This window comes from Nocardia bovistercoris (assembly GCF_015674855.1).
Taxonomy (GTDB): Bacteria; Actinomycetota; Actinomycetes; order Mycobacteriales; family Mycobacteriaceae; genus Nocardia; species Nocardia bovistercoris.
In genome coordinates this window covers 464,757-487,984 of sequence record NZ_JADMLG010000001.1, presented here as the reverse complement: position 1 = coordinate 487,984, position 23,228 = coordinate 464,757, and the positions used below count along the sequence as shown (strand labels likewise).

Below are 23,228 nucleotides of genomic sequence, written 5' to 3'. Positions count from 1 at the left end.
CCCCCCGCGCGCCCCCCCCCCGGCGCGCCCCCCCCGGCCGGGGGGGGGGCCCCCCCCCCCCCCCCCCCCCCCACGGCCCTGTCGGGGAGTCAGGGTTTGATGCCGTGCGGAGCCAGCGCCACCCGCAGATCCTCCTCGGCCTCCACCGAGGTCACGAACAGCAGTTCGTCGTCGCCCTCGAAGGGGTCGTCGGCCTGCGGGACGATCACCCGGCCGCCGCGCAGGATGGTCACCAGCGCGGTGTCGCGGGGCAGGCGAAGGGTGCGCACCGGCTTGCCCGCGAGCGCGGTGTCGGCGGGCAGCGTGATCTCGACCAGATTCGCCTGACCCTGGCGCAGCGTCATCAGCCGCACCAGGTCGCCGACCGACACCGCCTCCTCCACCAGGGAGGCGAGCAGTCGCGGGGTGGAGACGGCCACGTCGACACCCCAGGAACCGTCGAAGAGCCATTCGTTGCGCGGGTCGTTGACGCGCGCGACCACCCTGCGCACCCCGAATTCGGTCTTGGCGAGCAGGCTGTGCACGAGATTGGCCTTGTCGTCGCCGGTGGCGGCGATGACCACCTCGTAGGTCTCCAGTCCGGCGTCCTCGAGCAGCGACAGCTCGCAGGCGTCGGCGTGCACCCACACCGCGTCCGGGATGGCGGCGGGGTCGATGTGGTCGAGTTGGCGCTCGAGCAGCATCACCCGATGCCCGCCGCGCAGCAGTTCGCGCGCGATGGATCGGCCGACGGCTCCGGCTCCGGCGATGGCCACCTTCATGATCAGTCCTCGCTCGCGGGGGGCTTACCGGCCAGTGCGACGGATTCGCCGACGCGACCCGAGGTCGCGGCCACGTAGACGATGTCGTCGGCCTGCACGATGGTCTTGTTGTCGGGCAGTAGTCCCTGCCCGAATCGGATGATGAACGCGACCCGCGCGCCCACGGCCTGTTCCAGGTCGCGCACGGTGCGCCCGTACCAGTCCTCGTGCAGATTGAGCTGGGTCACCGCGACGGTGCCGGTTGGGTCGCGCCAGGTGGTGGTGCTGGTGTCGCCGATCAGCGAACGCAGGAACCGGTCGGTGGTCCACGGCACCGTGGCGATGGTCGGGATGCCGAGCCGTTCGTAGACGGCGGCGCGTTTGGCGTCGTAGATCCTGGCGACCACGCGTTCGACGCCGAAGGTCTCGCGCGCCACCCGCGCGGAGATGATGTTGGAGTTGTCGCCGGAGGACACCGCGGCGAAGGCGTCGGCGCGTTCGATGCCCGCGCGGGTCAGCACATCCCGGTCGAAGCCGACTCCGACGACCTGTTCGCCCGGAAAATCCTCGCCGAGCCGCAGGAAGGCGCTCGCGTCGCGATCGATGACGGTGACGTCGTGACCGATCCTGACCAGGGCGCGGGCCAGTGCGGAGCCGACGCGCCCGCACCCCATGATCACTACGTACACGGCGTAACCTCGTTCCTGGAACCGTGGCGTTCGGTCGCTGACTTCTGGCAGAACCGTACCCGCCGGGTGTTTCCCAGGCCCACTTTTCCCGGTCCGGCCCGGTAGCAATCCCCGCCGCCACCCCGCCGCGGCCCGTGCTCGCTCGTCGTCACGGGCGCGTCGCCGACCCGCCGCGCGGGCGGGCGAACCCGGGGGGATCTATGCTCGCTCCAGTGTCCAAGTTGACGACGGCAGCCAAGCGCGTGCTGCTGGGCAGGCCCTTTCGCAGTGATTCGCTGGGCCACACACTGCTGCCCAAGCGAATCGCGCTGCCGGTATTCGCCTCCGATGCCATGTCCTCGGTGGCCTACGCGCCCGAGGAGATCTTCCTCGTGCTGTCCGTGGCCGGGATCTCGGCCTACATGTACGCGCCGTGGGTCGGGCTGGCCGTCGCCTTCGTGATGGCGGTCGTGGTGGCCAGCTATCGCCAGAACGTGCACGCCTATCCCTCCGGGGGCGGTGATTACGAGGTCGCCACCACCAACCTCGGCCCCACCGCTGGTCTCACCGTCGGCAGCGCGCTGCTCGTCGACTACGTGCTCACCGTCGCGGTGTCGATCTCCTCGGCGGCCTCCAACATCGGTTCGGCGATCCCGTTCGTCGCGACCCACAAGGTGCTGTTCGCGGTCGTCGCCATCGCGGTGCTCACCGCCGTCAACCTGCGCGGCGTGCGCGAGTCCGGCACCGCCTTCGCGATTCCGACCTATGCCTTCATCTTCGGCATGTTCTTCATGCTCGGGTGGGGCATGTTCCGCATCCTCGTACTCGGTGAGGACCTGCACGCCGAATCGGCGGGCTTCGAACTGCGCGCCGAGGAGGAACACCTGTACGGGCTGGCGTTCGCCTTCCTCATCGCGCGCTCGTTCTCCTCCGGCTGCGCGGCCCTCACCGGCGTCGAGGCGATCAGCAACGGCGTGCCCGCCTTCCGGAAACCGAAGTCGCGCAACGCCGCCACCACCCTGCTCCTGCTCGGCTCCATCGCGATCGTGCTGCTCATGGGCATTATCGTGCTCGCCCAGAAGATCGGCGTCGTCTACGCGCACAACACCGACGACCTGGTCGGCGCGCCCGCCGACTACCACCAGAAGACGTTGATCGCCCAGCTCGCCGAGACCGTCTTCCAGGGCTTCCCCGTCGGGTTCTTCTTCATCACCGTGGTCACCGCGCTGATCCTGGTGTTGGCTGCCAATACGGCGTTCAACGGCTTCCCGGTGCTCGGGTCGATCCTGGCCCAGGACCGCTACCTGCCGCGTCAGCTGCACACCAGGGGCGACCGGCTGGCCTTCAGCAACGGCATCCTTTTCCTGTCCGGCGCGGCCATCGCGTTCGTGGTGTTCTTCGGTGCCGAGGTCACCAAGCTGATCCAGCTCTACATCGTCGGCGTGTTCGTCTCCTTCGTCCTCAGCCAGACCGGCATGCTGCGGCATTGGACCAGGCTGTTGCGCACCGAATCCGACGCGGCGCAGCGCGCGCGGATGAAACGATCGAGGATCATCAACGCGGTCGGTCTCACGGCCACCGGCGCCGTGCTGGTCATCGTGCTGATCACGAAGTTCTTCGCGGGCGCCTGGATCGCGATCCTGACGATGGTGGCGATCTTCGTGGTGATGAAGATGATCCGCAAACACTACGACTCGGTCTCGCGCGAGCTCGACGAACACGACTGGGACGGTGTGCTGCCGAGCCGGTCGCATTCCATCGTGCTCGTCTCCAAACTGCATCTGCCGACCCGGCGTGCCCTTGCCTACGCCCGCGCGACCCGTCCCGACACCCTCGAGGCGATCACCGTCAACGTCGACGAGGCCGATACCCGCGCGCTGGTCCGGGATTGGGAGCGCAGCGATGTCACGGTGCCGCTCAAGGTGATCGAATCGCCGTATCGCGAGATCACCAAGCCGGTGCTCGACTATGTGAAACGGGTGCGCAAGGACTCACCGCGCGACGTGGTCACCGTGTTCATCCCGGAATACGTGGTCGGGCACTGGTGGGAGCAGCTGCTGCACAATCAGAGTGCGCTGCGGCTCAAGGGCAGGCTGCTGTTCGAGCCGGGTGTGATGGTCACCAGCGTGCCGTGGCAGCTCAGTTCCTCGGCGCGCGCCAGGAAGACGGGGGATATCGACGCGCCGGGAGCGGTCCGGCGCGGCTACGAGGATCGGGTGTGAGCGGACGGATGACGCGTCGGCGCGAGGAGACGTTCGAGGTCGAACTCGGTGCGCCGGGACACGGCGGCTTCTGTGTCGCGCGGCACGAGGGCCGGGTGGTCTTCGTGCGGCACGGGCTGCCCGGCGAGGTGGTGCGCGCCAGGGTCACCGAGGATCGCGGCGGCTCCTTCTGCCGCGCCGACGCGGTGGAGATCGTGGCGGCGTCGCCGGATCGGGTCGAGCCGAGGTGTCCGGTGTCGGGACCCGGCGGTGCGGGCTGCTGCGATTTCTCCTTCGCGACGCCGGACGCGCAGCGCGCGCTCAAGGCGAGTGTGGTGGCCGAGCAGTTGCGCAGGCTCGCCGGGATCGAGCGTGAGGTGGCGGTGGAGGCGATGCCCGGCGCGGCCGACGGCGACGGATGGCGCACCAGGGTGCGGCTCGCCGTCGATGCGCGCGGCCGTGCCGGTGTGCACGGGTATCGCAGCGCCGAGGTGATCGATGATCTGCGGTGTCCGCAGCCGGTCGCGGGCGCCATGGACGGCATCGCCGACCGGTTGTGGACGCCCGGTTCGGATCTGGTCGTCGCGGTCGACGGTGACGGCGTGCGCCACATCGTCGAACTCGCGCCTGCGGGGCCCGGCGCCGATCGCGGGCGGGGGCGGCGCGTGGAATCCGGTCGCCGGACACGGGCCGAGGAACTGTCCGAGGCCGCGGACGCGGCATCGGATCGTCGCGATGCCGCGGGTGCGCGGCGCAACGGCGGCAGGCGCGGGGTGGAGCGTCCGCGCGGCGGGTCGCGCGACGGCATCCGCAGGCCGACCGGACGCGAAGACGACCGAGGCACCTCGGAATACGGAGCGGGCGGCGGTCCGGGCGCGGCCGAGGAACGGCGCGGGGCCGCCGCCAGGCGCGCGGCGGCGCACGCACCGCGCGACGAGTGGGTGATCGCGGGCAGCGGTCGCGCGGTGGAATTCGTCTCGGGTCGGCGCTGGGAGGTTTCGGCCACCGGTTTCTGGCAGGCGCATCGCGGTGCGGCGCAATGCTATTCGGATCTCGTCGCGGACTGGTCCGGCCTGCGTGCAGGCGACCGGGCCTGGGATCTGTACAGCGGCGCAGGCGTGCTCGCGGCCGGGATGGCCGAGCGGGTCGGTCCGACCGGTGCGGTGCTCGCGGTCGAATCCGCGCGTTCCGCGGTCGCCGACGGCCACGCGGCCCTGCGCGATCTGCCGTGGCTCGACCTGCGCGCCGACCGCGTGGAGCGCTGGATCGCCGCCAACGCCCTCGGCCCCGCCCCCGAGGCGGTCGTCCTCGACCCGCCGCGCGCGGGCGCGGGCAAGGAGGTGATCGCGGCGCTGAGCGAGGCCGGACCGGCCCGCATCGTGCACATCGGCTGCGACCCCGCGGCCTTCGCCCGCGACCTCGGCCTCTACCTCGCGGCGGGCTACCGACTCACCGAACTGCGCGCCTTCGACGCCTTCCCCGCCACCCACCACGTGGAATGCGTGGCCCTACTGGAGGCGTGAGGGTCGCTCATGCCAGGCGCCAGGTGACGCGCAGCGTCGCCGAAACCTCGCTCTCGCCCAGTTCCACCGGGATCGGCGTGGCGCCGAAACTGCGTTCGAGCGGGGCGGATACCGCCATCAGCCGGGGGCCGGTCGGTGCGGCGGATGCGGTGTCCTCGGTGATCTCGAGGACCGGACCGAGCACCCGGTCCGCGCGCGCCGCGTACCGGGTGGCCTTGGCCAGCGCGTCGTCCCAGGCCGCGTCGCGGGCGCTGGCGAGCAGGGCAGCCTGGTCCGCTATCGCGCGGGTGAGACCGCCGAGACGCACGTCGTCGCCGCCCGCCTCGACGCAGTGGGCGATGATCGCGGCTGGACCGGGATCGGCGTCGGGGCCGATATCGCGCAGCAGCACGGTCAGATCGGTGCTCGCGACATAGCCGGTGATCCGATTGCCCTGCCCTTCGCTCCACACCGTCTCGGTGCGCACCGAGACGCCGCCGGTGGCGATATCGGCGTCGGCGACCCCGTCCGCGCGCAGCACGGCGGTGACGGCGGCGATCCGCGCGCCCGCCGTGCCGTAGGCCTCGGCGACCCGCTCGGCCCGCGACTCCACCGACACCGTCACCCGGATCAGATCCGGTACGGCACGAATGGCGCCGTACCCGAAAGTCGTCACGGTCGCGTCGGACTTCGAGCTTTCCACGATTTTGCTCCTGACTCGTACCTGGCGTGCGGTGGGCTGAACCGGCTCGGCCGTCCATGGCCGTTCGCTGCCGATCCGACGACCTGCGTTTCACCCACGGTAGTTCGCGAGTCCGAGGGTGGAGGTCGACGGCCGCACGGCGACTGTCCTCCCCACCGGCGCCGACCCGGTGCCGCGATCCGCGTGGGCGCGGCGGCGGTTTCCTGTCCGGGCCGGGTGTGCGACGACGGCCGCGCCGTGATCCGTGATCGTCGCCGGTGTGCACGACCGGGCCCGCTCGCGCCGTGGCCTCTCAGTAGTCGCCGCCGCGTACCGCGATGGCTCGTACAGCGGCGTCCATCTGGGCGTACGCGCCTGCGGCGAGCCGTTCCAGCAGCGCCAGTTTCAATCCGGGCGCGCGCTCCGCGAGGTGGTCGAAGTGCTCCGGGCTCAAGACGGCGAGTCGGGTCGCCGCTTCGGCGCGGGCCTCGTTGACGAACGGGCTGCCGACCAGCATCGGGATCTCCCCGAACGACATTCCGGCGGTGAGGGTGACCAGCCGGTGGATGCGGCGGTCGGCGCCTTCGAAGGACAGGCGGACCCGGCCTTCGAGGATCAGATACAGCCCGGAGCGCGCGCTGCCGCGTTCGGCGACCACCTCGCCGCGTGCGATGGTGCGGGTCTGGAATTGCGCGGCCAGTCGCGCGCGGTCCTCGGCGGCGAGCGCGGCCACGGCGGGATGGTCCTCGATCGAGATCGATGTGCACGGGGTCTCGCCCTCGGGACGGTAGCGCGCGAGCAGCACGTCCTCGCACCACTCGGTGGCGTCGTCGCGGTCGATGAAGACCCGCCCGCGGGGGTCGTCGGGCGCGAGGCCGGAGACGAAGTGACCGAGTCGCGCGTCGGGGTCGACCAGGGCGGTGCGGCATCCGCTGTCGGCCAGTTCCCGTTGCAGTGTGTCGAGCATCTCGACGGCGATCCGGCTGACCTCGCCGACGCGGCGCAGGTCGATCACCACCGCGTCCAGCTCGCCCGCCTTCGCTTCGATGGCGCGCACCGCGCGTTCGGCGCCAGCGAACAGCAGGTCGCCGTCGAGTTGGTACACCCTGGCGCGGTGGCCGTGCACGGCGAGCAGGTCGATCTCCTCGGTGCTTCGCCGCAGCCGCGACGGCACATCGGCCACGGTGTAGTCGGCCCGGACGGCGGTGCGCGCCGCCCGGCTGACGTGCAGGAAGTGCAGTTCCAGCCGCCGCGACAGCTCCCGGCACGCGGCCACGCCCCGCACGCTGTTGCCGTGCGAGTCCAGTCGCGGCGAGTAGACCGCGATGCCGATCTGGCCGGGCAGCACCGCGAGGATGCCGCCGCCGACCCCGCTCTTGGCGGGCAGCCCGACCGTGGTGACCCAGTCGCCCGCGGCGTTGTACATCCCGCAGGTGGTCATGACGCTGAGCACACGTTCGGTGAGCACCGCCGACAGCGCGCGTTCCCTGGTCAGGGGGTTGACGCCGTTGTTGGCCATGGTGGCGGCCATGATCGCGAGGTCGCGGCAGGTGATGTCGAGCGAGCACTGCCGGAAGTAGCGGTCGACGGCGTCGTCGGGGTCGGATTCGATGATGCCGAAGGAGCGCAGCATGTAGCCGATGGCGCGGTTGCGGAATCCGGTGCGCGCCTCGGAGCGATAGACCGCCTCGTTCAGCTTCAGTTCGCGGCCCGCGAAGCGGGAGTAGCAGCGGCGCACGCGGTCGAATTTCTCGGCGGAGTCGCGCCCGGCGATGAGGGAGGCCGCCGTGATGGCGCCCGCGTTGATCATGGGGTTGCGCGGTCGCTCGGTGACCGGGTCGAGGCTGATCTCGTTGAACGCGTCGCCGGAGGGTTCGACGTCGATGTGTTCGGCCACGGTGTCGACGCCGCGGTCGGCGAGCGCGAGCGCGTAGGTGAACGGTTTGGACAGCGACTGGATGGTGAAGATCTCGTCGACGTCGCCCGCGCCGTAGATCCGGCCGTCGGCGGTGGCCAGGCACAGTCCGAACGAATCGGGCTGTACGGCAGCCAGTTCGGGGATGTAGTCCGCCAATTCACCAGACCGATCGGTACGAATCAGTTCGTGCACCTCGGCCACCAATCGGGCGACCACACCGGGATCCATCGCGTCGGCAACCACTTCTCCTGGCTCGGCCACACGACCACTCTAGGGCGGGTACCGTTGGTCCGGCGGTCGCCCGGGCGCGTGTGTTCGAACCGCCGGACGCTTTCGTGTCGAGCCTCACATCTCACGGCGGAGCCCGGCTGTGTCGGGCCCGAAGTCGGGCCGTGTCGGCTCGGCGGCGGGAAAGTCCACTGTCGCGGCTCCGTAGACTGATCGGATCAGATGCACTATCCGGAGGGAGCGAGTTCAGGTGGGAGTGCTTTCCCGTGTCGAGAACCCCGACGACCTGCGCGGGCTGACCGTGCCGCAACTGCGGGATCTCGCGGCCGAGATCCGCGAATTCCTGGTGCGCAAGGTCGCCGCGTCCGGCGGGCACCTCGGCCCCAACCTCGGGGTGGTCGAGCTGACCATCGCCCTGCACCGGATCTTCGATTCGCCGGGTGATCCGCTGATCTTCGACACCGGGCACCAAGCCTACGTGCACAAGATCCTCACCGGCCGCAAGGACCAATTCGACACGCTGCGCACCCAGGGCGGCCTGTCCGGCTACCCGAGCCGCGCGGAGAGCCCGCACGACTGGGTGGAGTCCTCGCACGCCTCCGCGTCGCTGTCCTACGCCGACGGCCTGGCCAAGGCGTTCGCCCTCACCGGCCAGGACCGGCACGTCGTCGCCGTGGTCGGCGACGGCGCGCTCACCGGCGGCATGTGCTGGGAGGCGCTGAACAATATCGCCGCCGCGCCGGACCGCTCGGTGATCGTGGTCGTCAACGACAACGGCCGCTCCTACGCGCCGACCATCGGCGGCCTCGCCGACCGGCTCACCGCGCTACGCACCCAGCCCGCCTACGAGCACGCCCTCGACGCGGGCAAGCGCATCCTCAAGAGCATTCCGCGCGTCGGCGAATCGGCCTATTCGATGGTGCACGCGGTCAAGGCGGGCATCAAGGACGCGGTGAGCCCGCAGGAACTGTTCGGCGATCTCGGCCTGAAATACGTCGGCCCGGTCGACGGACACGACATCGTCGCGCTCGAGGCCGCCCTGCGCCGCGCCAAGGATTTCGGCGGCCCGGTCGTCGTGCACGCGGTCACCCAGAAGGGGCGCGGATACGAGCACGCGGAGAACCACGTCGCCGACCAGATGCACGCCTGCGATCCGATCGACCCGCTCACCGGCCGCCCGCTGGCCGGGAAGAAGGCGCCGGGCTGGACTTCGGTGTTCACCGAGGAACTCCTCGCGCACGCCGAACGTCGCGACGACATCGTCGCCATCACCGCCGCCATGCCGGGCCCCACCGGACTCGCGCCGTTCGGCGAGCGCTTCCCGGAGCGGATGTTCGACGTCGGCATCGCCGAACAGCACGCGATGGCCTCCGCGGCGGGTCTGGCGCTCGGCGGCCTGCATCCCGTGGTCGCCATCTACTCGACCTTCCTCAACCGCGCCTTCGACCAGCTGCTCATGGATGTGGCGCTGTTGAAGCAGCCGGTCACGATCGTGCTCGACCGCGCAGGCATCACCGGTCCCGACGGCGCGAGCCACAACGGCATGTGGGATCTGTCGCTGCTCGGCATCATCCCCGGCATCAGGGTCGCCGCGCCGCGTGACGCCGCCACCCTGCGCGAGGAACTCGGCGAGGCGCTTGCCGTGCAGGACGGCCCCACCGTGCTCCGTTTCCCGAAAGGCAGTGTCGGCGAAGACATCTCGGCTGTCGAACGCTACGACGGGGTGGATGTGCTCCGCCTGGCCGCCCCCGGCGCCGGCCCGGCCCAGACCCAGCGCGGCGATGTGCTGCTCGTGGCCGTCGGCCCGTTCGCCGAACTCGCCCTCGGCGCGGCGCGGCTGCTGGAACCCGAGGGCGTCTCGGTCACCGTCATCGACCCGCGCTGGGTGCTCCCGGTCTCGGACACCATCGTCAAACTCGCCGAGAACTACCGCCTGGTCGTCACCGTCGAGGACGGCGGCCTGCACGGCGGCATCGGCGCCACCGTCTCCGCGCGACTGCGCGCCGCGGGCCTCGACATCCCCACCCGCGACCTCGGCGTCCCGCAGGAATTCCTCGACCACGCCTCCCGCGGTGAAGTGCACGCCGACCTCGGCCTGACCGCACCGGACATCGCCCGCCGCATCACCGGCTGGCTGGACGCGGGCAAGGTCCAAGCCGAGATTCCCGCCACCGACGAGCGCGGTGTCTAGTCCGCCTGCGATTCCTCGGTGGCGGGCAAGGCGGACGCGGATTCCTCGGGGGTGCGCAGGGCTGCGGCGAGTACCGGTACCGCTAATTCGCGCTGCCAGGGTCTGGCCGCGCCCGCGGTGAGATAGCGGTCGACGTCGGCGGCGAGTCCCTCGACCGCGCCGTCGACGTCGTAGTCGGCGAGTCCGTCCCAGCACAGGCGGCGCACCAGGTCGGGGGAGAGCAGGTTCTCCACGGGGATCGCGTACTCGGTGGACAACGCGCCCATGGCGGCGCGGGCACGGGTCAGGCGGGCGGCCGCGGCCGGGTCGCGGCGCTCCCAGCGGTTGACCGGCGGTGGTCCGTCGAAAGGCTGGGTGAGCGAAGGCAGGGCGCTGTCGGGCATGAGGCGCGCGCGGTCCACGGCGGCGAGCCAGTCGCGGGAGTAGCGGCGCTGCCTCGGCCCGCCGAAGACCGGAAGGGCGCGCAGCTGGGCGATGGTGCGCGGGTCGGCGGTGGCGGCGGCCACGATCGCGGAATCGGGCAGGATGCGGGCGGGCGCCACATCCCTGGCGCGTGCCAGGGTGTCGCGCGCGGTCCATAACTCGCGCACCACCGCGAGCTGGCGCGCCCGGCGCAGCGCGTGGATGCCGGAGGTGCGCCGCCACCGCTCGGCCTTGGGCGCGGGCGGTTCGGTGCGGCGGATGTGTTCGAATTCCTCTGCCGCCCACTCGGATTTACCCTGCTTGTCCAGTGCGTCGGCGACCTCGTCGCGTAACTCGAGCAATAACTCGACGTCGAGGGCGGCGTAGTTCAGCCATTCGTCGGGCAGCGGTCTGGTCGACCAGTCGGCCGCCCCGTGACCCTTGCGCAGGGCGCGCCCGAGCAGCCGCTCGACCATCGCCGCCAGCCCCACCCGTTCGAATCCGGCCAGTCGCCCACCCAGTTCGGTGTCGAAGAGCCGTGCCGGGCGCAGGCCGAGTTCGGCCAAGCCGGGCAGATCCTGATCGGCCGAATGCAGGACCCATTCCAGATCGTTGATCACCGCCGCCAGCGGGTGCAGCGCCGCCGCGACCGGGATCGGATCGATCAGGAAGGTGCCCGCACCGGCCCTGCGTAACTGGATCAGGTAGGCGCGCGCGGAGTAGCGGAATCCGGAAGCGCGTTCGGCGTCGACGGCCAGCGGACCCGAACCGGCGGCGATCCGCGCGGCGGCGTCGGCGACCTCGGCCGGAGTGAGGAGTACCGGTGGCACGCCATCGACGGGGGCGAGCAGAGGCTCTGCTGTACTGTCTCCCACGATGTGCCCGCTGTCGGGCTGATCTGCTACCGGCATAGGGTTGAACTTTACGTTGTGGTCAACTCGGTTCGTTGCTGGTATACGAGTCCGGTCGCAGATGTGTGATGCCCGCGGGCGGCAGTCCCGCCGAGTAGGCGAGCACTTCGCAGAACGCTTCGACGTGCGGACGCATCTCGGTGCTCGTCGCCGTCCACGAGGCGCGCAGTTCGAGCTGGTGGGCGCGCGGCGGGCCCGCGATATCGCCGTAGCGCACCGAACTGGTCGAGGTGACGGTGCCGCCGAGCGCGAGGAACGGCTCGGTCCGTGATTCCAGCGCGTCCACCAGCCAGCTCCACGCCACCTCGGGCAGCAGCGGGTCGGTGGCGAGGGCGGCGTCGATATCGGCCTGGATGTAGGCGACCAGTCGGAACACGCCGTGCCAGGTGTCGTCGCCTTCCGGGTCGTGCAGCAGGATCAGCCTGCCGAACGCGTCGCCCTCGGAATCGGCCGGGACGACAGGGGTTTCGGGATGTTTGACCTCGGCGCCCATGGCATAGGAGTACGGGGCAAGGCGTTGCGGGGGCCGGATGGGCGCGAGCTCGATCCGGGGGTGCACGGTTGCGGAGCCCATCGCCTCGACCGCGGCGCGAAATGGCGCTGGCTCGCCACGGGATCCGTCGGTCGGTGCGGCGCCGTCGCGGATGTCGAGCGGTGTCACGGAAGCGACGGTAGACCTCGAGCACCCGGCGCGGTCGGAGGCGCGCCGCACGGCGGGGCTCGCGCGTGTGCGGGCCGTCACGTGGTCGCGCGTGTCGCGGGCAGGCGCCGCGGGCGTGAATTGTGTCGCCACCGCCGTGGGCGCGGCCGTGTTGCCGCTGCCGTGGGCAGCCGCCGTGTCGCCACCGCCGCGCCCGTCGCGACATCGGCCCGCATACGATGGGCGGCGATGAGCACACATACCCGCCGCCGGTTGACCGATGCCCCGTTCCTGGCCGCCGCCACCGGCGCCGTGCCGAGCAGGCGTCCGGTGTGGTTCATGCGGCAAGCCGGACGATCGTTGCCCGAGTACCGCGAACTGCGCGCGGGTATCGGCATGCTCGAATCCTGTTTCGACCCGGAACTCGTCTGCGAGATCACCCTGCAGCCGATCCGCAGGCACGGCGTCGACGCGGCGATCCTGTTCTCCGACATCGTCGTTCCGCTCAAGGCCGCAGGCATCGACCTGGATATCGTCGCGGGCGTCGGACCGGTGGTCGCGTCACCGGTGCGCACCGCCGACGATGTGCGCGCGCTGCCCCGGCTGCGTCCCGAGGAGGTGGGCGCCGTTGTCGAGGGCGTGCGCCTGCTCGTCGACGCCCTGGGTGAGACGCCGCTGATCGGTTTCGCGGGCGCGCCGTTCACCCTGGCCTCGTACCTGGTCGAGGGCGGTCCGAGCAAGAATCACGAGCGCACCAAGGCGATGATGTACGCCGACCCGCGCACCTGGCACGCGCTGCTCGGCGCCCTCACCGACATCACCATCGCCTTCCTGCGCGCCCAGCTGGAAGCGGGCGTCGACGCGTTCCAGCTGTTCGACTCCTGGGCGGGCGCGCTGTCGGCGGCCGATTACCGCGCCTTCGTCATGCCGCATTCCGAGCGCGTCTTCGCCGAACTGGCCGACGCGGGCGTGCCGAGGATCCACTTCGGCGTCGGCACCGGCGAACTGCTCGGCGCGATGGGTGCGGCGGGCGCCGATGTGGTCGGCGTGGACTGGCGGGTGCCGCTCACCGAGGCCGTGCGGCGAGTCGGTGCGGGAAAGGCGTTGCAGGGCAACCTCGATCCCGCCGTGCTGTTCGCGGGCCCGGCCGCGGTCGAGGAGCAGGCGCGCCGCATCGCCCGCGAGGCCGACGAGGCGATCACCCTCGGCGCGGCGGGCCACATCTTCAACCTGGGTCACGGCGTGCTGCCCGACACCGATCCCGGCGTGCTCACGGCACTGGTCGAACTGATCCACGAACTCTGAACCCGGCGGTCGATCGACGGCACGGTCGACCGCGTGCCACCCAACCCCTGTCCGCCGCGGCCCGACCGCGCGGACACGGCGGATGTGACCACGCCGGAGCGATCGAGCGGATCGAGTCGCAGGCCCGTGCGAATGTCGCGAAGATCGCGTTCGCGGGGCGCGGGCCGCGTTGTACGGTCGGTCGTATGAGGATCGCGGTGGTCGGTGGCGGGATCAGCGGGCTGGTGGCGGCCTATCGGTTGCGGACCTTGCTGGGAGATGACGCCGATATCGTGCTCGTCGAGGCCGAGTCCAGACTCGGCGGCATCCTTTTCACCGGGGAACTCGCCGGAGGGCCGGTCGACCTGGGCGCCGAGGCGTTCGTGGGCAGGCGGCCCGAGGTGCCCGCGCTGTTGCGCGAACTCGGACTCGAAGACCAGCTCGTCCATCCGGCGGGTCTGCGTCCGCTGGTGTGGTCGGGCGGGGCCGCGCACCCGCTGCCCGCCGCGACGCTGATGGGCATTCCGTCCTCGGCCGAGTCGGTGCGTGGACTCGTGGACGAGCAGACGCTGTCGACGGTCGCCGCCGAGCCGAGCCGTCCGATGACCTGGTACCCGAATGCCGATGTCGACGTGCACAGCCTGGTCGCGGGACGTTTCGGCGCGCAGGTGGTGGCGCGCAGCGTCGATCCGCTGCTCGGCGGCGTGTACGCGGGCACCTCGCGCACGATCGGCGTGCGCGCCGCGCTGCCGACGCTGGCCGCCGCGCTCGACGCGGGCGCGCCGAACTTGACCGCCGCCGTCGCCGCCGCGCTGCCCGCCCCCTCGTCCGCGCCTGTCTTCGGCGGCATCCGCGACGGCTACGACGTTCTGCTGCGGGCACTTTCGCGGCACACCCGCGCGCACGTGCACACCGGCGCGGCCACCGGGCTCACGAGGTCGACGCACGGCTGGATCCTCGACCCGGTGGGCGCGGTCGACGCGGTGGTCCTCGCCACGCCCGCACCGGTGACCGCACGCCTGCTGCGTACCGTCGCCCCCGAAGCGGCAGCGGCGGCGGGCGGCATCGACCTGTCCTCCTCGGTGGTCGTCGCGCTTGCCATGCCCGCCGAGACCGCCCTGCCGCGCAATTCCGGAATCCTGGTCGCCACCGACGAACCGTTGCGCGTCAAGGCGTTCACGCTGTCGAGCCGCAAATGGCCGCATCTGGCCGCCCGCGACACCGCCGTGGTCCGTGCGTCGTTCGGCCGATTCGGCGACGAGACGGCGCTGTCGTGGTCGAACGAGCGACTGGTCGCGGCCGCTGTGCGGGATCTGACCACGGTCACCGGCGTCGCGATCGAACCGGTCGACGCGGTGGTGCGGCGGTGGCGCGGCGGTCTCGCGCAGTACGCGCCCGGCCATCTGGACCGGGTCGCCGAGATCGAGTCAGCGGTCGCCGGACTGGACGGACTCGCCGTCGCGGGCGCGTATCTGCACGGTGTCGGCGTGCCCGCCTGTGTCGCTTCGGGGGAGCGCGCGGCACGGACCGTCGCCGCTCGTTCTCCCGAGACCACGGCGGCCACCCGGACCGGCTGAACTACGCGGCGTAGGCGAGTGGCACGATAGGAATATGGCGCGACTCGACTACCAGGCCCTCAATTCCACCATCCGCTACCTGATGTTCTCGGTGTTCCAGGTGAAGCCGGGCGTGCTCGGGGAGGACCGGGCCAAGGCGATCGCGGACGCGCAGGCGTTCTTCGCCGGTCTCGCGGATCGCGATGTGGTGGTGCGCGGCATCTACGATGTCGCGGGTCTGCGCGCCGACGCCGATTTCATGATCTGGACCCATGCCGAGCGTGTCGAGGGCCTGCAGGCCGCCTACGCGGATTTCCGCCGCACCACCGAACTGGGCCGCGCGAGCACCCCGGTGTGGAGCAATGTGGCGCTGCACCGTCCGGCCGAATTCAACAAGAGCCACATCCCGGCCTTCCTCGCGGGCGAGGATCCGGGCGCCTACATCTGCGTGTACCCGTTCGTGCGTTCCTACGAGTGGTATCTGCTGCCCGACGACGAACGCCGCAAGATGCTCGCCGACCACGGCAAGGCCGCGCGCGGCTACCCGGAGGTGCGCGCCAATACCGTGAGTTCCTTCGCACTCGGCGACTACGAGTGGATCTTGGCGTTCGAGGCGCCGGAACTGCACCGCATCGTCGACCTCATGCGCGACCTGCGCGCCACCGAGGCCCGCCTGCACGTCCGCGAGGAGATCCCGTTCTACACCGGCCCCCGCGTCGAACTCGAGGCACTGATAGCCGCCCTCCCTTGATCGCGTTCGACCTTCCGCCTCACGCGCGGGAAGGTCGGGTGCGTGTGGCGAGTTGGAGGCGCTGGTAGCTGCTTTCGCTTGATCGTGCTCGGCCTTCCGCCTCACGCGCGGGAAGGTCGGGTGCGTGTGGCGAGCTCGAGGCGCTGGTAGCGGCCCTCCCTTGATCGTGTTCGACCTTCCGCACTGCACGCGGGTCGGCGGCGCGTCGAGTGGTACGCGTGGCGAACTCTGTTGCTCGCTCGCCTGCGTGCGATGCGACCCACCCTGCTCGGTTGCGCGTGGCAGTGATCGACGTGCGAAGGTGTCCGCACGCTCGCGATTCGGCGCGACGCGATCAGGCTGGTGGCATATTTGCGACACACCCATCGGATCCTGCGCACGCCCCGAATTGCCGGGGCGTGCGCAGGTGTCCGCGCGGAAAGTATGCTGCGCCGGAGCGCGAGATTCGGTCGGCTACCCCGCAGCACTGTCCGAGGGGTGCAGTCGCAGCGCGATCGAGTTGATGCAGTAGCGCTTGTCGGTGGGCGTGTTGTATCCCTCGCCCTCGAACACGTGGCCGAGGTGGCTGTGGCAGTTCGCGCACAGCACCTCGACGCGGTGCATGCCGAGCGTGTTGTCCGAGCGCAGGATCACCGCGTCGGAGGCGGTCGGGTCGAAGAACGACGGCCAGCCGCAGTGCGAATCGAATTTCTCGGTGCTGCGGAACAATTCGGCGTCGCAGGCGCGGCAGACGTAGACGCCCTCGGTCTTGGTGTCGGTGTACTCACCGATGTGAGGGCGTTCGGTGGCGGCTTCGCGCAGGACCGCGTATTCCTCGGGGTCGAGCTTGGCCTTCCACTCCTGCGGGGTGAGCTGGATCTTCGGCGCGGGCAGTGACGTATCGGCGTCGGCACTCATGGTTCCACGCTAATACGTTTCTCCTCGAGCGGGGTCGTGCCGTTGCGCGGCTCGGTGCGCGGAGGCGCGGTCGGCGCGGGCGGCGGCGTTTGCGGAGTCCTCGATTCGGGGAGTTCGGGGTCCGCGTCCGTCCCGTCGCGCGAATCCGGCGCATACCGCATCCACGGCGGATCGATGATGCCGCTCGGCAGTCGGCCGTCGCGGCGGGCGGCGAGGTACCGGTCGCCGAGCACGCAGAAGATCACGATCAGCAGCAGTGTCCAGCCGAAGGTGATGCGCAGGTACTCGAGGTTGCGCCCGATGCTCTGCCAGCGGTCCGATAGCCACTTGTCGTAGGACATGAAGCCGAACACCGCGAGCCACGCGGGCCAGTTGCGCATCACCGAGTTGCGCAGCACCACCGTCATGAGCAGCGGGAACAGCATCATCGAGTAGTACATCTGGCCGAGGCCTGGCAGCAGGAAGATCGCCGTGAGCAGCACGCCGGAGGAGGTGGTGACGAAGAACAGCTCGTCGTGGCGGTAGTAGCGGTAGAGCAGCCACAGCGAGATCGCGACCAGCGCGGCCATGGTCAGACGCATGGTCCAGGTGAGCCAGTCGGGCAGGCCGTAGTAGGCGGCGTTGCCGGAGATCGCGCTGTTGAAGTAGTCCCTGGTCTCGAGGATGTAGGGCAGGGTCCTGGTGAAGAAGTCGTCGGCGTCCTTCATCAGCGGCCACGCGATCGCGGTGGTCGCCACCGGCACCCCGACACCGCCGATGAACACCTTCCACTGGCCCCTGGCCGCCGCGATCAGGATCAGCGGGGCCAGCGTGGGTTTCACCGTGACGCTCAGTCCGAGCACCACACCCGCCCACAGGTCGCGCCGTCGCAGCAGTAGGTGCAGGAACATCAGCTCGGCCAGCAGGATGCAGCCGTTGACATTGGTGAAGACCAGCGTGTTGGTGACGGTCTCGGACATGAACATGGCGAGCAGCAGCGCGGGCGCGGCGATCGAGTGCACCGTGTACGCGAACAAGCGCAGCAGCAGGTACCAGGCGAGCAGGATCGCCACCACGTTGAGCAGGATGAAGCACCAGCGCGACTTCTCGGGGTCGATGAGCGCGAGTGGCGCGATCATCAGCGTGCCGCCGGGCGGGTACAGGTAGTGGGGGTCGACCGAGTCGAAGTTCGCGGTGTACACGGGGCGGCCGTTGAGGAAGGCCAGCGACGCGTTGTACACCGGCTTGAAGTCGTCGGTGACGAATCCGTTGACGGCCTTGATGAAGACTCGGTTGAGCACGGTCATGACCGCGATCGGCCACAACGCGAACTTGATCACCTCGGCGGTGGTCCGAGCGGTACGTGGCTCGAGCTGTCGAAGTAACACTGGGGCACGGTACACCGGATCGCCGTCGAACAGGTTGCCGGGGACTGTCCAGACGCGTCGGGAGCGCCGAAAAAAGCTCACGCCGGGCAGGCGGTGCCGTCGCCGGGAAGCTTGCCCTCCTTCAGGTAGGTCACCACCGCGCGCTGCGCGCAGGAGGAGTGCGTGCTGACCGGATGGCCCCAACCCTGCCAGGTCAGCGTCGCGTGGGTGGCGCCCGCGGCGCCGAGCGCGCCCGTCACCGAGGACGATCCGCCGCTGCCGACCACCGGGTCCGCGACGCCGCCGAGCACCAGGACGGGCAGTGCGAGTTTCTCCGGCATGGCCGGGGCGGTCGCGACCGGCCACGCGGCGCATTCCATGAGCGCGATGGCCGCTGCCCGGCCGAACACCGGATATTTCTGGTCCCAGGTGGTCGTGAGTTCCTGGGCCTTGACCGGTGTCGGCGGCTGCTGGGTGTCGGTGCAGCGGTTGACGAACTGTCCGTCGGCGGCGGTCGCGGCGCTCTCGCGCTGGATCAGGGTGGTGAGCGCGGCCCGGTCGCCGCGTCCGGCGGCCGAGAGGGCGTCGGCGAGTTCGGTGACGCGGGCGGGTTGGTCGGCGCGCGGCGCGCCGAGGAAGCCGGTGATACCGGTCAGCAACGCGTTCGCCGAGATGTCGCCGAGCCCGCCGCTCGCCGCGCGGTCCACGAGCGCTTCGACAGCGGCGCGCGGATCGGCCCCGAGCGAGCAGGACAGGCCGACGCAGCGCTGCGCGAAGCCCTTGAGCGCGGCTTCCGCGCCCTGCAACCGCTGGTCCTCCTTGGTGACGGCGTCGCCGCCGACCGGTTCCGGCGCGTCGAGCACCAGCCGCGAGAGGTGGTCGCCGAATTTGCGGGCGTAGCTGAGCGCGACCCTGGCGCCGTTGCCCGCGCCGAGCAGGTCGATGTGCTCGACCTGCCACTGCTTGCGCAGCTGCTCGATGTCGTCGGCGGCGTGCGGGGCGTCGAAGGTGCCTTCGTAGGGCTGCAGGAAGTCGCGGCAGGCGATGGTGCCGTCCTGGCTGTAGCCGGTCACGGCCTCGATCGGCTGGTTCGCCTCCGGCCCGAACTGGCCGTTGTCGGCCAGACCGCGCCGGACGCTCGGCGGCAGGCAGTCGATGGCCTGCGAGGTGCCGATGCCGCGCCGGTCGACGGCGACCACGGGACGGTCGGTCAGCAGCGTGCCACCGGCGACGGCCATGCCTGCCAGCGTCGCGGTGGAGGAGCGGTCGGTGCCCGAGGTGAGGACCAGCGGCGGCGCGCCCGCCGGGGTCTGCGCGGTGCGCGCGCGCATGGCGCCCGCGCGGAAGCTGCCGAGTACCGAGCCGGAGGCGTCGATCGGCGTGGAGAATTCGGCGCATTCGAGCACGAGCCCGGCGGGCGCGGGCCCCAGTCCGAGTTGGTCGACGGTGGTTGCGGTGCAGTCGCGCCAACTCAGGTCGGTCTTGGGTACCTGCGCGGTGGGCGGCGGCGCGGGCGCGACGGACGTGGTCGGCACGCCGCCGACCGCGGGACGTTCGACGGCGACGCCGGGACGATCGGAGGGGCCCGCCCCGCAACCGGCGAGCACGATCGAGAGTGCCGAGGCCACAACGGCCGCTCGAGTCCAGCGCATGCGCTACAGCCTGCCAGGTTCGCGCGCGGGTTTCACACAGTGGGCGCGGCGCGCGGTGTGGCTCGCGTCGCGGTGCGGCCCGTGACGTGCGGGCCTGCGGCGCGCCACGGTCCGCTCAGGCCCGCGCCCACCGGGTCAACAGGGTGCCGTCGGCGTCGAGCAGTACGTGCCTGCGTTCCATCCTGCGGTGGAATTCGTGCGCCGACAGCGAGATTCGGCCCGCCGATCCGCCGACGAGCACCGGTGCGACGGTCAGGCACAGTTCGTCCACCGCGTCCGCGCCGAGCAGTTCGCCGAACAGGTGCGGACCACCTTCGCAGAGCACCCGCCGCAGCCCGCGTGCGGCGAGCGCCGCCAGCAGCGCTTTCGGGGTCACCGCGAATTCGCCGACCTCGATGACCTCCGCCCCCGCCTCGGCGAGCGCGGCCTTGCGGTCGCGCGGCGCGATGGCGGTGGTGATGATCAACGGCGCGACCGCGGTGTCGTGGAACAGCCGCCCGGCCGGATCCAGCGACGCGCTCGCGGTGACCACGGCGATCGGCGGCGGCGCCCCGTCGGCGGCGCCGCCCGCGCCACGTGCGTGCAGCGCCCGACGGCGCGCGGCGTCGGTGCGGGCGCCGCCGTAGTTCTCGGCGCGCACCGTGCCCGCGCCGACCAGGATCACGTCGGCCAGATCGCGCAGCAACATGAACACGGTCTTGTCGGCGGGCGTGCCGAGTCCGCCGGACAGCTCACCGCTGGTGGCGGCGCCGTCGATGCTGGACACGAAATTCGCACGGACCCAGGGGACATCGAGTGCGGACGGGTAGGCGTACAGCTCGGCCAGGTCGTCGGGATTCAACTCTGTGAGCTGGATCGCATTGTGGATACGCTGCATGACGCAACATCACACCACGTTATTAGGCTTCGTCCATGCAAGAACGCCTCGTCGATCGCCACCCTGAGGTCCCGGCGGATCAACTCGTCGCCCAGATGACGCCACCGCCCATGTTCGACGAAGTCAGTTTCGCCTCCTACATCCCGGATCCGAAACAGCCGTCGCAGGCGGCCGCGGTCCGCAAGGCCGAGGACTTCTCCGGCCGGGTCGGCGAGATCCACCGCGCCGTCAACAAGAAGGGCCTGTTCGGCAGGCGCAAACAGCTCAGCGGGGCCGGGCTCTACCTCGACGGTGGATTCGGCGTCGGCAAGACCCACCTGCTCGCGTCGATCTTCCACAGCGCGCCCGCCCCGAAATCCTTCGGCACCTTCGGCGAACTCACCAATCTGGTCGGCGCGCTCGGCTTCGACAACTCCGTCGAACGGCTCGCGCGCAACAGCGTGCTCTGCATCGATGAGTTCGAACTCGACGATCCGGGCGACACCATGCTGGTCTCGCGCCTGCTCACCGAACTGTCCGCGCGCGGGGTCTCGATCGCGGCCACCTCCAACACCCTGCCCGGACAACTCGGCGAAGGCCGTTTCGCCGCACAGGACTTTCTGCGCGAGATCAAGAAGCTCGGCGCCATCTTCGAATCGGTGCGCGTGGACGGACCCGACTACCGGCACCGCGACCTGCCGCCCGCGCCCGATCCCACCTCCACCTCGGCGCTCACCGAACGCGCCGCCGCGACACCGGGTTCCACCCTCGACGCATTCGACCCGCTGTTGAAGCACTTGAGCACCCTGCACCCGTCCAAGTACGGCGCGCTGATCTCGGGTGTCAGCGCGGTCTACATCGCGGATGTGCATCCGGTCACCGATCAGGCGGTCGCCCTGCGCATAGTGGTGCTGGCCGATCGGCTCTACGATGCGAGCGTGCCGGTCACCGTCTCGGGTGCGAAGCTCGACGAGATCTTCTCCGAGGAGATGCTCGACGGCGGATACCGCAAGAAGTACCTGCGCGCCATCTCGCGACTGCTCGCGCTGTCGCGTTTCGAGGCCGCCGCCACCTGAGGCGAATCGCCGTTCTCGGCGAATTCGTCGAACGGAAGGAGTCCACCACCGTGGTCCGTCACCGTGCCGTGCGCGCCTGCGCCGCCGTCACCCTCGGCCTGAGCCTGGCCTTCGGGTTCGCGCACACCATCGCCGCCGCGGCGCCGCCCGCGGCCTCCGATACCGCCGCCGACCGCGCGCTCGGCCTGCAGGGCGTCCAGAACGCCCGTGACGCGGGCGGCTACCGCACCGTCGACGGGCGCTCGGTGCGCACCGGACTGGTGTATCGCACCGGGCAGCTCAACAACGCCACCCCCGCCGATCTCGCCGTGCTCGGCGAGCGCGGCGTCGCGGTCGTCGACGATCTGCGCACCGGCTACGAGCGTGTCCTCGCCCCCGACCGGGTGCCGCCGGACGCCGTCTCGCACTGGTACGACGTGGTCGGCCGAGCCGCACCGCAGACCCTGGCGACCACCCTGGTGCCAGGAGCAGGCATGTACGACGCCTTCGTCACCGCACCCGAATCCTCGCGGGCCTTCGCCTCGGTGCTGCGCGACATCATCGCCACCGACCGCGGCGCCGTGCTCTACCACTGCACGGCGGGCAAGGACCGCACCGGCTGGACCTCGGCGGTCCTGCTGACCGTGCTCGGCGTCGACCGCGACACCGTCCGCCGGGATTTCCTGCTGTCCAACACCTATCGCGCCGCCGACGAGAACGATCCGCTCAACGGTGTGTCGCCCGCCTGGCTGGACGCGGCCTTCGCGCAGGTGGATCGCAGTTTCGGCGGTTTCGACGCCTATGTCCGCTCGGGACTCGGACTGACCGACGCCGAGATCGTCGCGCTGAAAACGAAGATGCTGTCCTGACGCCGACGCCTTTTCCTTCGAATGACGCCTGCGCGTTTTCCTTCGAATGACACAGCGGCTCTTCGCCATCGGGAGCCCGTATGCCCCGTCGCCCCGCGCGCATAGGATGCGGCGATGGCGACATTCAGAACACACGACGGACTCGAGCTCTCCTATCGGGTGTGGGAGGGCGAGGGCACGCCGATCGTCCTGCAGCACGGTTTCGTCGCCGACACCAACGCCAACTGGATGAGTGTCGGCGTGGTCGCCGCACTGCGGGCCGTCGGTCGCACGGTGATCTCCCTCGACGCGCGCGGGCACGGCCGTTCGGAGAAGCCGCACGATCCCGCGCGTTACTCGTGGACGGCGATGGCCGCCGACGTGCGCGCGTTGTACGACGAACTCGAGTTGGACGAGGTCGTGCAGGTCGGTTATTCGATGGGCGGGGTGATCTCACTGCTGGTGACCGCGGCGGACAGCCGGGTGCGGCGCCTTGCGGTCGGCGGCATCGGGTCGGGCGTGATCGATTGCGGCGGAATCGACCGCCGGGTCATCGACATCGAGGAACTCACCGAGGCGATGCGCGACGAACCGGGGCAGACGCCGCCGCTCGCGGGGATGTTCCGGATCCTCGCCGACGCGGTGCGCGCGGATCGCGCCGCCATCCGCGCGGTCGTCGCGGCCTTGGACGAGAGTCCGATCGGCACGCTCGCCGACGTCACGGTGCCGGCCCTGGTGCTCGCGGGCGAGGACGACCCGCTGGCGGCCGAACCGGAGCGTCTGGCGGCGGCGCTGCCCGACGGTCGGCTGGTCGTGGTGCCTGGCGATCACATGATGGCCCTGGTCGATCCCGGATTCGCCTCGGCCCTGGTCGATTTCGTGAAGTGAGGGCGGCCTCGA

The 23,228-nt window shown here is 70.6% G+C and carries 19 protein-coding genes; 9 read left to right on the top strand and 10 right to left on the bottom strand.

The genetic code is table 11. From position 1 onward, the window contains the following. Positions 1-89 precede the first annotated feature (89 nt). Positions 90-761, bottom strand: a complete 672-nt coding sequence (locus IT779_RS02200; protein WP_196147415.1) for a potassium channel family protein — start codon at positions 759-761, stop codon at positions 90-92. 2 nt (positions 762-763) lie between these two features. Next, positions 764-1,429 (bottom strand): potassium channel family protein, encoded by a 666-nt coding sequence (locus IT779_RS02195; protein WP_196147414.1) that lies wholly within the window; start codon positions 1,427-1,429, stop codon positions 764-766. 212 nt (positions 1,430-1,641) lie between these two features. Between IT779_RS02195 and IT779_RS02190 the strand changes: the two genes are divergently transcribed. Both IT779_RS02190 and IT779_RS02185 read left to right on the top strand, forming a co-directional pair. Further along, positions 1,642-3,630, top strand: a complete 1,989-nt coding sequence (locus IT779_RS02190) for an APC family permease (protein ID WP_196147413.1) — start codon at positions 1,642-1,644, stop codon at positions 3,628-3,630. Between the two features lie 8 nt (positions 3,631-3,638). Next, positions 3,639-5,132 carry a class I SAM-dependent RNA methyltransferase gene (locus IT779_RS02185; protein ID WP_196147761.1) on the top strand — a complete coding sequence of 498 codons (1,494 nt, stop codon included), beginning with the start codon at positions 3,639-3,641 and terminating at the stop codon, positions 5,130-5,132. Between the two features lie 7 nt (positions 5,133-5,139). Here the strand turns inward: IT779_RS02185 and IT779_RS02180 are convergent, their stop codons facing one another. Together IT779_RS02180 and glsA are read right to left on the bottom strand one after the other, a co-directional pair. After that, the gene (locus tag IT779_RS02180) at positions 5,140-5,814 is read right to left on the bottom strand and encodes an SIMPL domain-containing protein (RefSeq protein ID WP_196147412.1); all 675 of its coding nucleotides are present in this window, start codon (positions 5,812-5,814) and stop codon (positions 5,140-5,142) included. 292 nt (positions 5,815-6,106) lie between these two features. Then, positions 6,107-7,939 (bottom strand): glutaminase A, encoded by a 1,833-nt coding sequence (gene glsA, locus IT779_RS02175; protein ID WP_196147760.1) that lies wholly within the window; start codon positions 7,937-7,939, stop codon positions 6,107-6,109. 250 nt (positions 7,940-8,189) lie between these two features. Here glsA and dxs point away from each other — a divergent pair, with 250 nt between their 5' ends. Beyond that, positions 8,190-10,130: a 1-deoxy-D-xylulose-5-phosphate synthase gene (gene dxs / locus IT779_RS02170; protein WP_196147411.1), complete on the top strand. Its 1,941-nt coding sequence runs from the start codon at positions 8,190-8,192 to the stop codon at positions 10,128-10,130. Here the strand turns inward: dxs and IT779_RS02165 are convergent. After that, a complete protein-coding gene (locus IT779_RS02165) occupies positions 10,127-11,443 on the bottom strand; it encodes a ribonuclease D (RefSeq protein WP_196147410.1) in 1,317 nt (438 codons plus the stop codon). The two genes, dxs and IT779_RS02165, sit on opposite strands and share 4 nt — an antisense overlap. 22 nt (positions 11,444-11,465) lie before the next feature. Beyond that, complete coding sequence (locus IT779_RS02160; protein WP_196147409.1) at positions 11,466-12,104, bottom strand: DUF3000 domain-containing protein; 639 nt, start codon at positions 12,102-12,104, stop codon at positions 11,466-11,468. Positions 12,105-12,332: 228 nt separating this feature from the next. Between IT779_RS02160 and hemE the strand changes: the two genes are divergently transcribed. The 3 genes from hemE to hemQ all read left to right on the top strand — a co-directional run bounded on the left by hemE (position 12,333) and on the right by hemQ (position 15,674). Further along, the gene (gene hemE / locus IT779_RS02155) at positions 12,333-13,388 is read left to right on the top strand and encodes a uroporphyrinogen decarboxylase (protein WP_196147408.1); all 1,056 of its coding nucleotides are present in this window, start codon (positions 12,333-12,335) and stop codon (positions 13,386-13,388) included. A gap of 185 nt (positions 13,389-13,573) precedes the next feature. After that, complete coding sequence (locus IT779_RS02150; protein ID WP_196147407.1) at positions 13,574-14,944, top strand: protoporphyrinogen oxidase; 1,371 nt, start codon at positions 13,574-13,576, stop codon at positions 14,942-14,944. A 34-nt stretch (positions 14,945-14,978) separates the two neighbouring features. Continuing rightward, entirely contained in the window at positions 14,979-15,674 is a 696-nt protein-coding gene (gene hemQ / locus IT779_RS02145; RefSeq protein WP_196147406.1) for a hydrogen peroxide-dependent heme synthase, read from the top strand. A gap of 453 nt (positions 15,675-16,127) precedes the next feature. Here the strand turns inward: hemQ and msrB are convergent, their stop codons facing one another. From msrB to IT779_RS02125, 4 genes are all read right to left on the bottom strand, one after another. Then, positions 16,128-16,571 (bottom strand): peptide-methionine (R)-S-oxide reductase MsrB, encoded by a 444-nt coding sequence (gene msrB / locus IT779_RS02140; RefSeq protein ID WP_196147405.1) that lies wholly within the window; start codon positions 16,569-16,571, stop codon positions 16,128-16,130. Next, positions 16,568-17,938, bottom strand: coding sequence for a glycosyltransferase family 87 protein (locus IT779_RS02135; RefSeq protein WP_332838611.1), 1,371 nt, complete (start codon positions 17,936-17,938; stop codon positions 16,568-16,570). Before IT779_RS02135 ends, msrB begins: the two co-directional genes overlap by 4 nt. Before the next feature lie 77 nt (positions 17,939-18,015). Continuing rightward, the gene (locus tag IT779_RS02130; protein WP_196147403.1) at positions 18,016-19,569 is read right to left on the bottom strand and encodes an alpha/beta hydrolase; all 1,554 of its coding nucleotides are present in this window, start codon (positions 19,567-19,569) and stop codon (positions 18,016-18,018) included. A gap of 115 nt (positions 19,570-19,684) precedes the next feature. After that, positions 19,685-20,446, bottom strand: coding sequence for a pyrimidine reductase family protein (locus tag IT779_RS02125; protein WP_196147402.1), 762 nt, complete (start codon positions 20,444-20,446; stop codon positions 19,685-19,687). A gap of 35 nt (positions 20,447-20,481) precedes the next feature. Between IT779_RS02125 and zapE the strand changes: the two genes are divergently transcribed. The 3 genes from zapE (at position 20,482) to IT779_RS02110 (ending at position 23,216) form a co-directional block, all read left to right on the top strand. Then, positions 20,482-21,501: a cell division protein ZapE gene (zapE, locus tag IT779_RS02120; protein ID WP_196147401.1), complete on the top strand. Its 1,020-nt coding sequence runs from the start codon at positions 20,482-20,484 to the stop codon at positions 21,499-21,501. A gap of 50 nt (positions 21,502-21,551) precedes the next feature. Further along, positions 21,552-22,349 carry a tyrosine-protein phosphatase gene (locus IT779_RS02115; RefSeq protein WP_196147400.1) on the top strand — a complete coding sequence of 266 codons (798 nt, stop codon included), beginning with the start codon at positions 21,552-21,554 and terminating at the stop codon, positions 22,347-22,349. Between the two features lie 114 nt (positions 22,350-22,463). Beyond that, complete coding sequence (locus tag IT779_RS02110) at positions 22,464-23,216, top strand: alpha/beta fold hydrolase (RefSeq protein WP_196147399.1); 753 nt, start codon at positions 22,464-22,466, stop codon at positions 23,214-23,216. Positions 23,217-23,228: the final 12 nt, after the last annotated feature.

Coding starts and splice junctions, on each gene's coding strand:
- zapE (WP_196147401.1), top strand. CDS start 20,482: ATGCAAGAACGCCTCGTCGATCGCCACCCTGAGGTCCCGGCGGATCAA.
- hemE (WP_196147408.1), top strand. CDS start 12,333: ATGAGCACACATACCCGCCGCCGGTTGACCGATGCCCCGTTCCTGGCC.
- hemQ (WP_196147406.1), top strand. CDS start 14,979: ATGGCGCGACTCGACTACCAGGCCCTCAATTCCACCATCCGCTACCTG.
- IT779_RS02165 (WP_196147410.1), bottom strand. CDS start 11,443: ATGCCGGTAGCAGATCAGCCCGACAGCGGGCACATCGTGGGAGACAGT.
- IT779_RS02125 (WP_196147402.1), bottom strand. CDS start 20,446: ATGCAGCGTATCCACAATGCGATCCAGCTCACAGAGTTGAATCCCGAC.
- msrB (WP_196147405.1), bottom strand. CDS start 16,571: ATGAGTGCCGACGCCGATACGTCACTGCCCGCGCCGAAGATCCAGCTC.
- IT779_RS02185 (WP_196147761.1), top strand. CDS start 3,639: ATGACGCGTCGGCGCGAGGAGACGTTCGAGGTCGAACTCGGTGCGCCG.
- IT779_RS02200 (WP_196147415.1), bottom strand. CDS start 761: ATGAAGGTGGCCATCGCCGGAGCCGGAGCCGTCGGCCGATCCATCGCG.
- IT779_RS02130 (WP_196147403.1), bottom strand. CDS start 19,569: ATGCGCTGGACTCGAGCGGCCGTTGTGGCCTCGGCACTCTCGATCGTG.
- glsA (WP_196147760.1), bottom strand. CDS start 7,939: ATGGATCCCGGTGTGGTCGCCCGATTGGTGGCCGAGGTGCACGAACTG.
- IT779_RS02110 (WP_196147399.1), top strand. CDS start 22,464: ATGGCGACATTCAGAACACACGACGGACTCGAGCTCTCCTATCGGGTG.
- IT779_RS02150 (WP_196147407.1), top strand. CDS start 13,574: ATGAGGATCGCGGTGGTCGGTGGCGGGATCAGCGGGCTGGTGGCGGCC.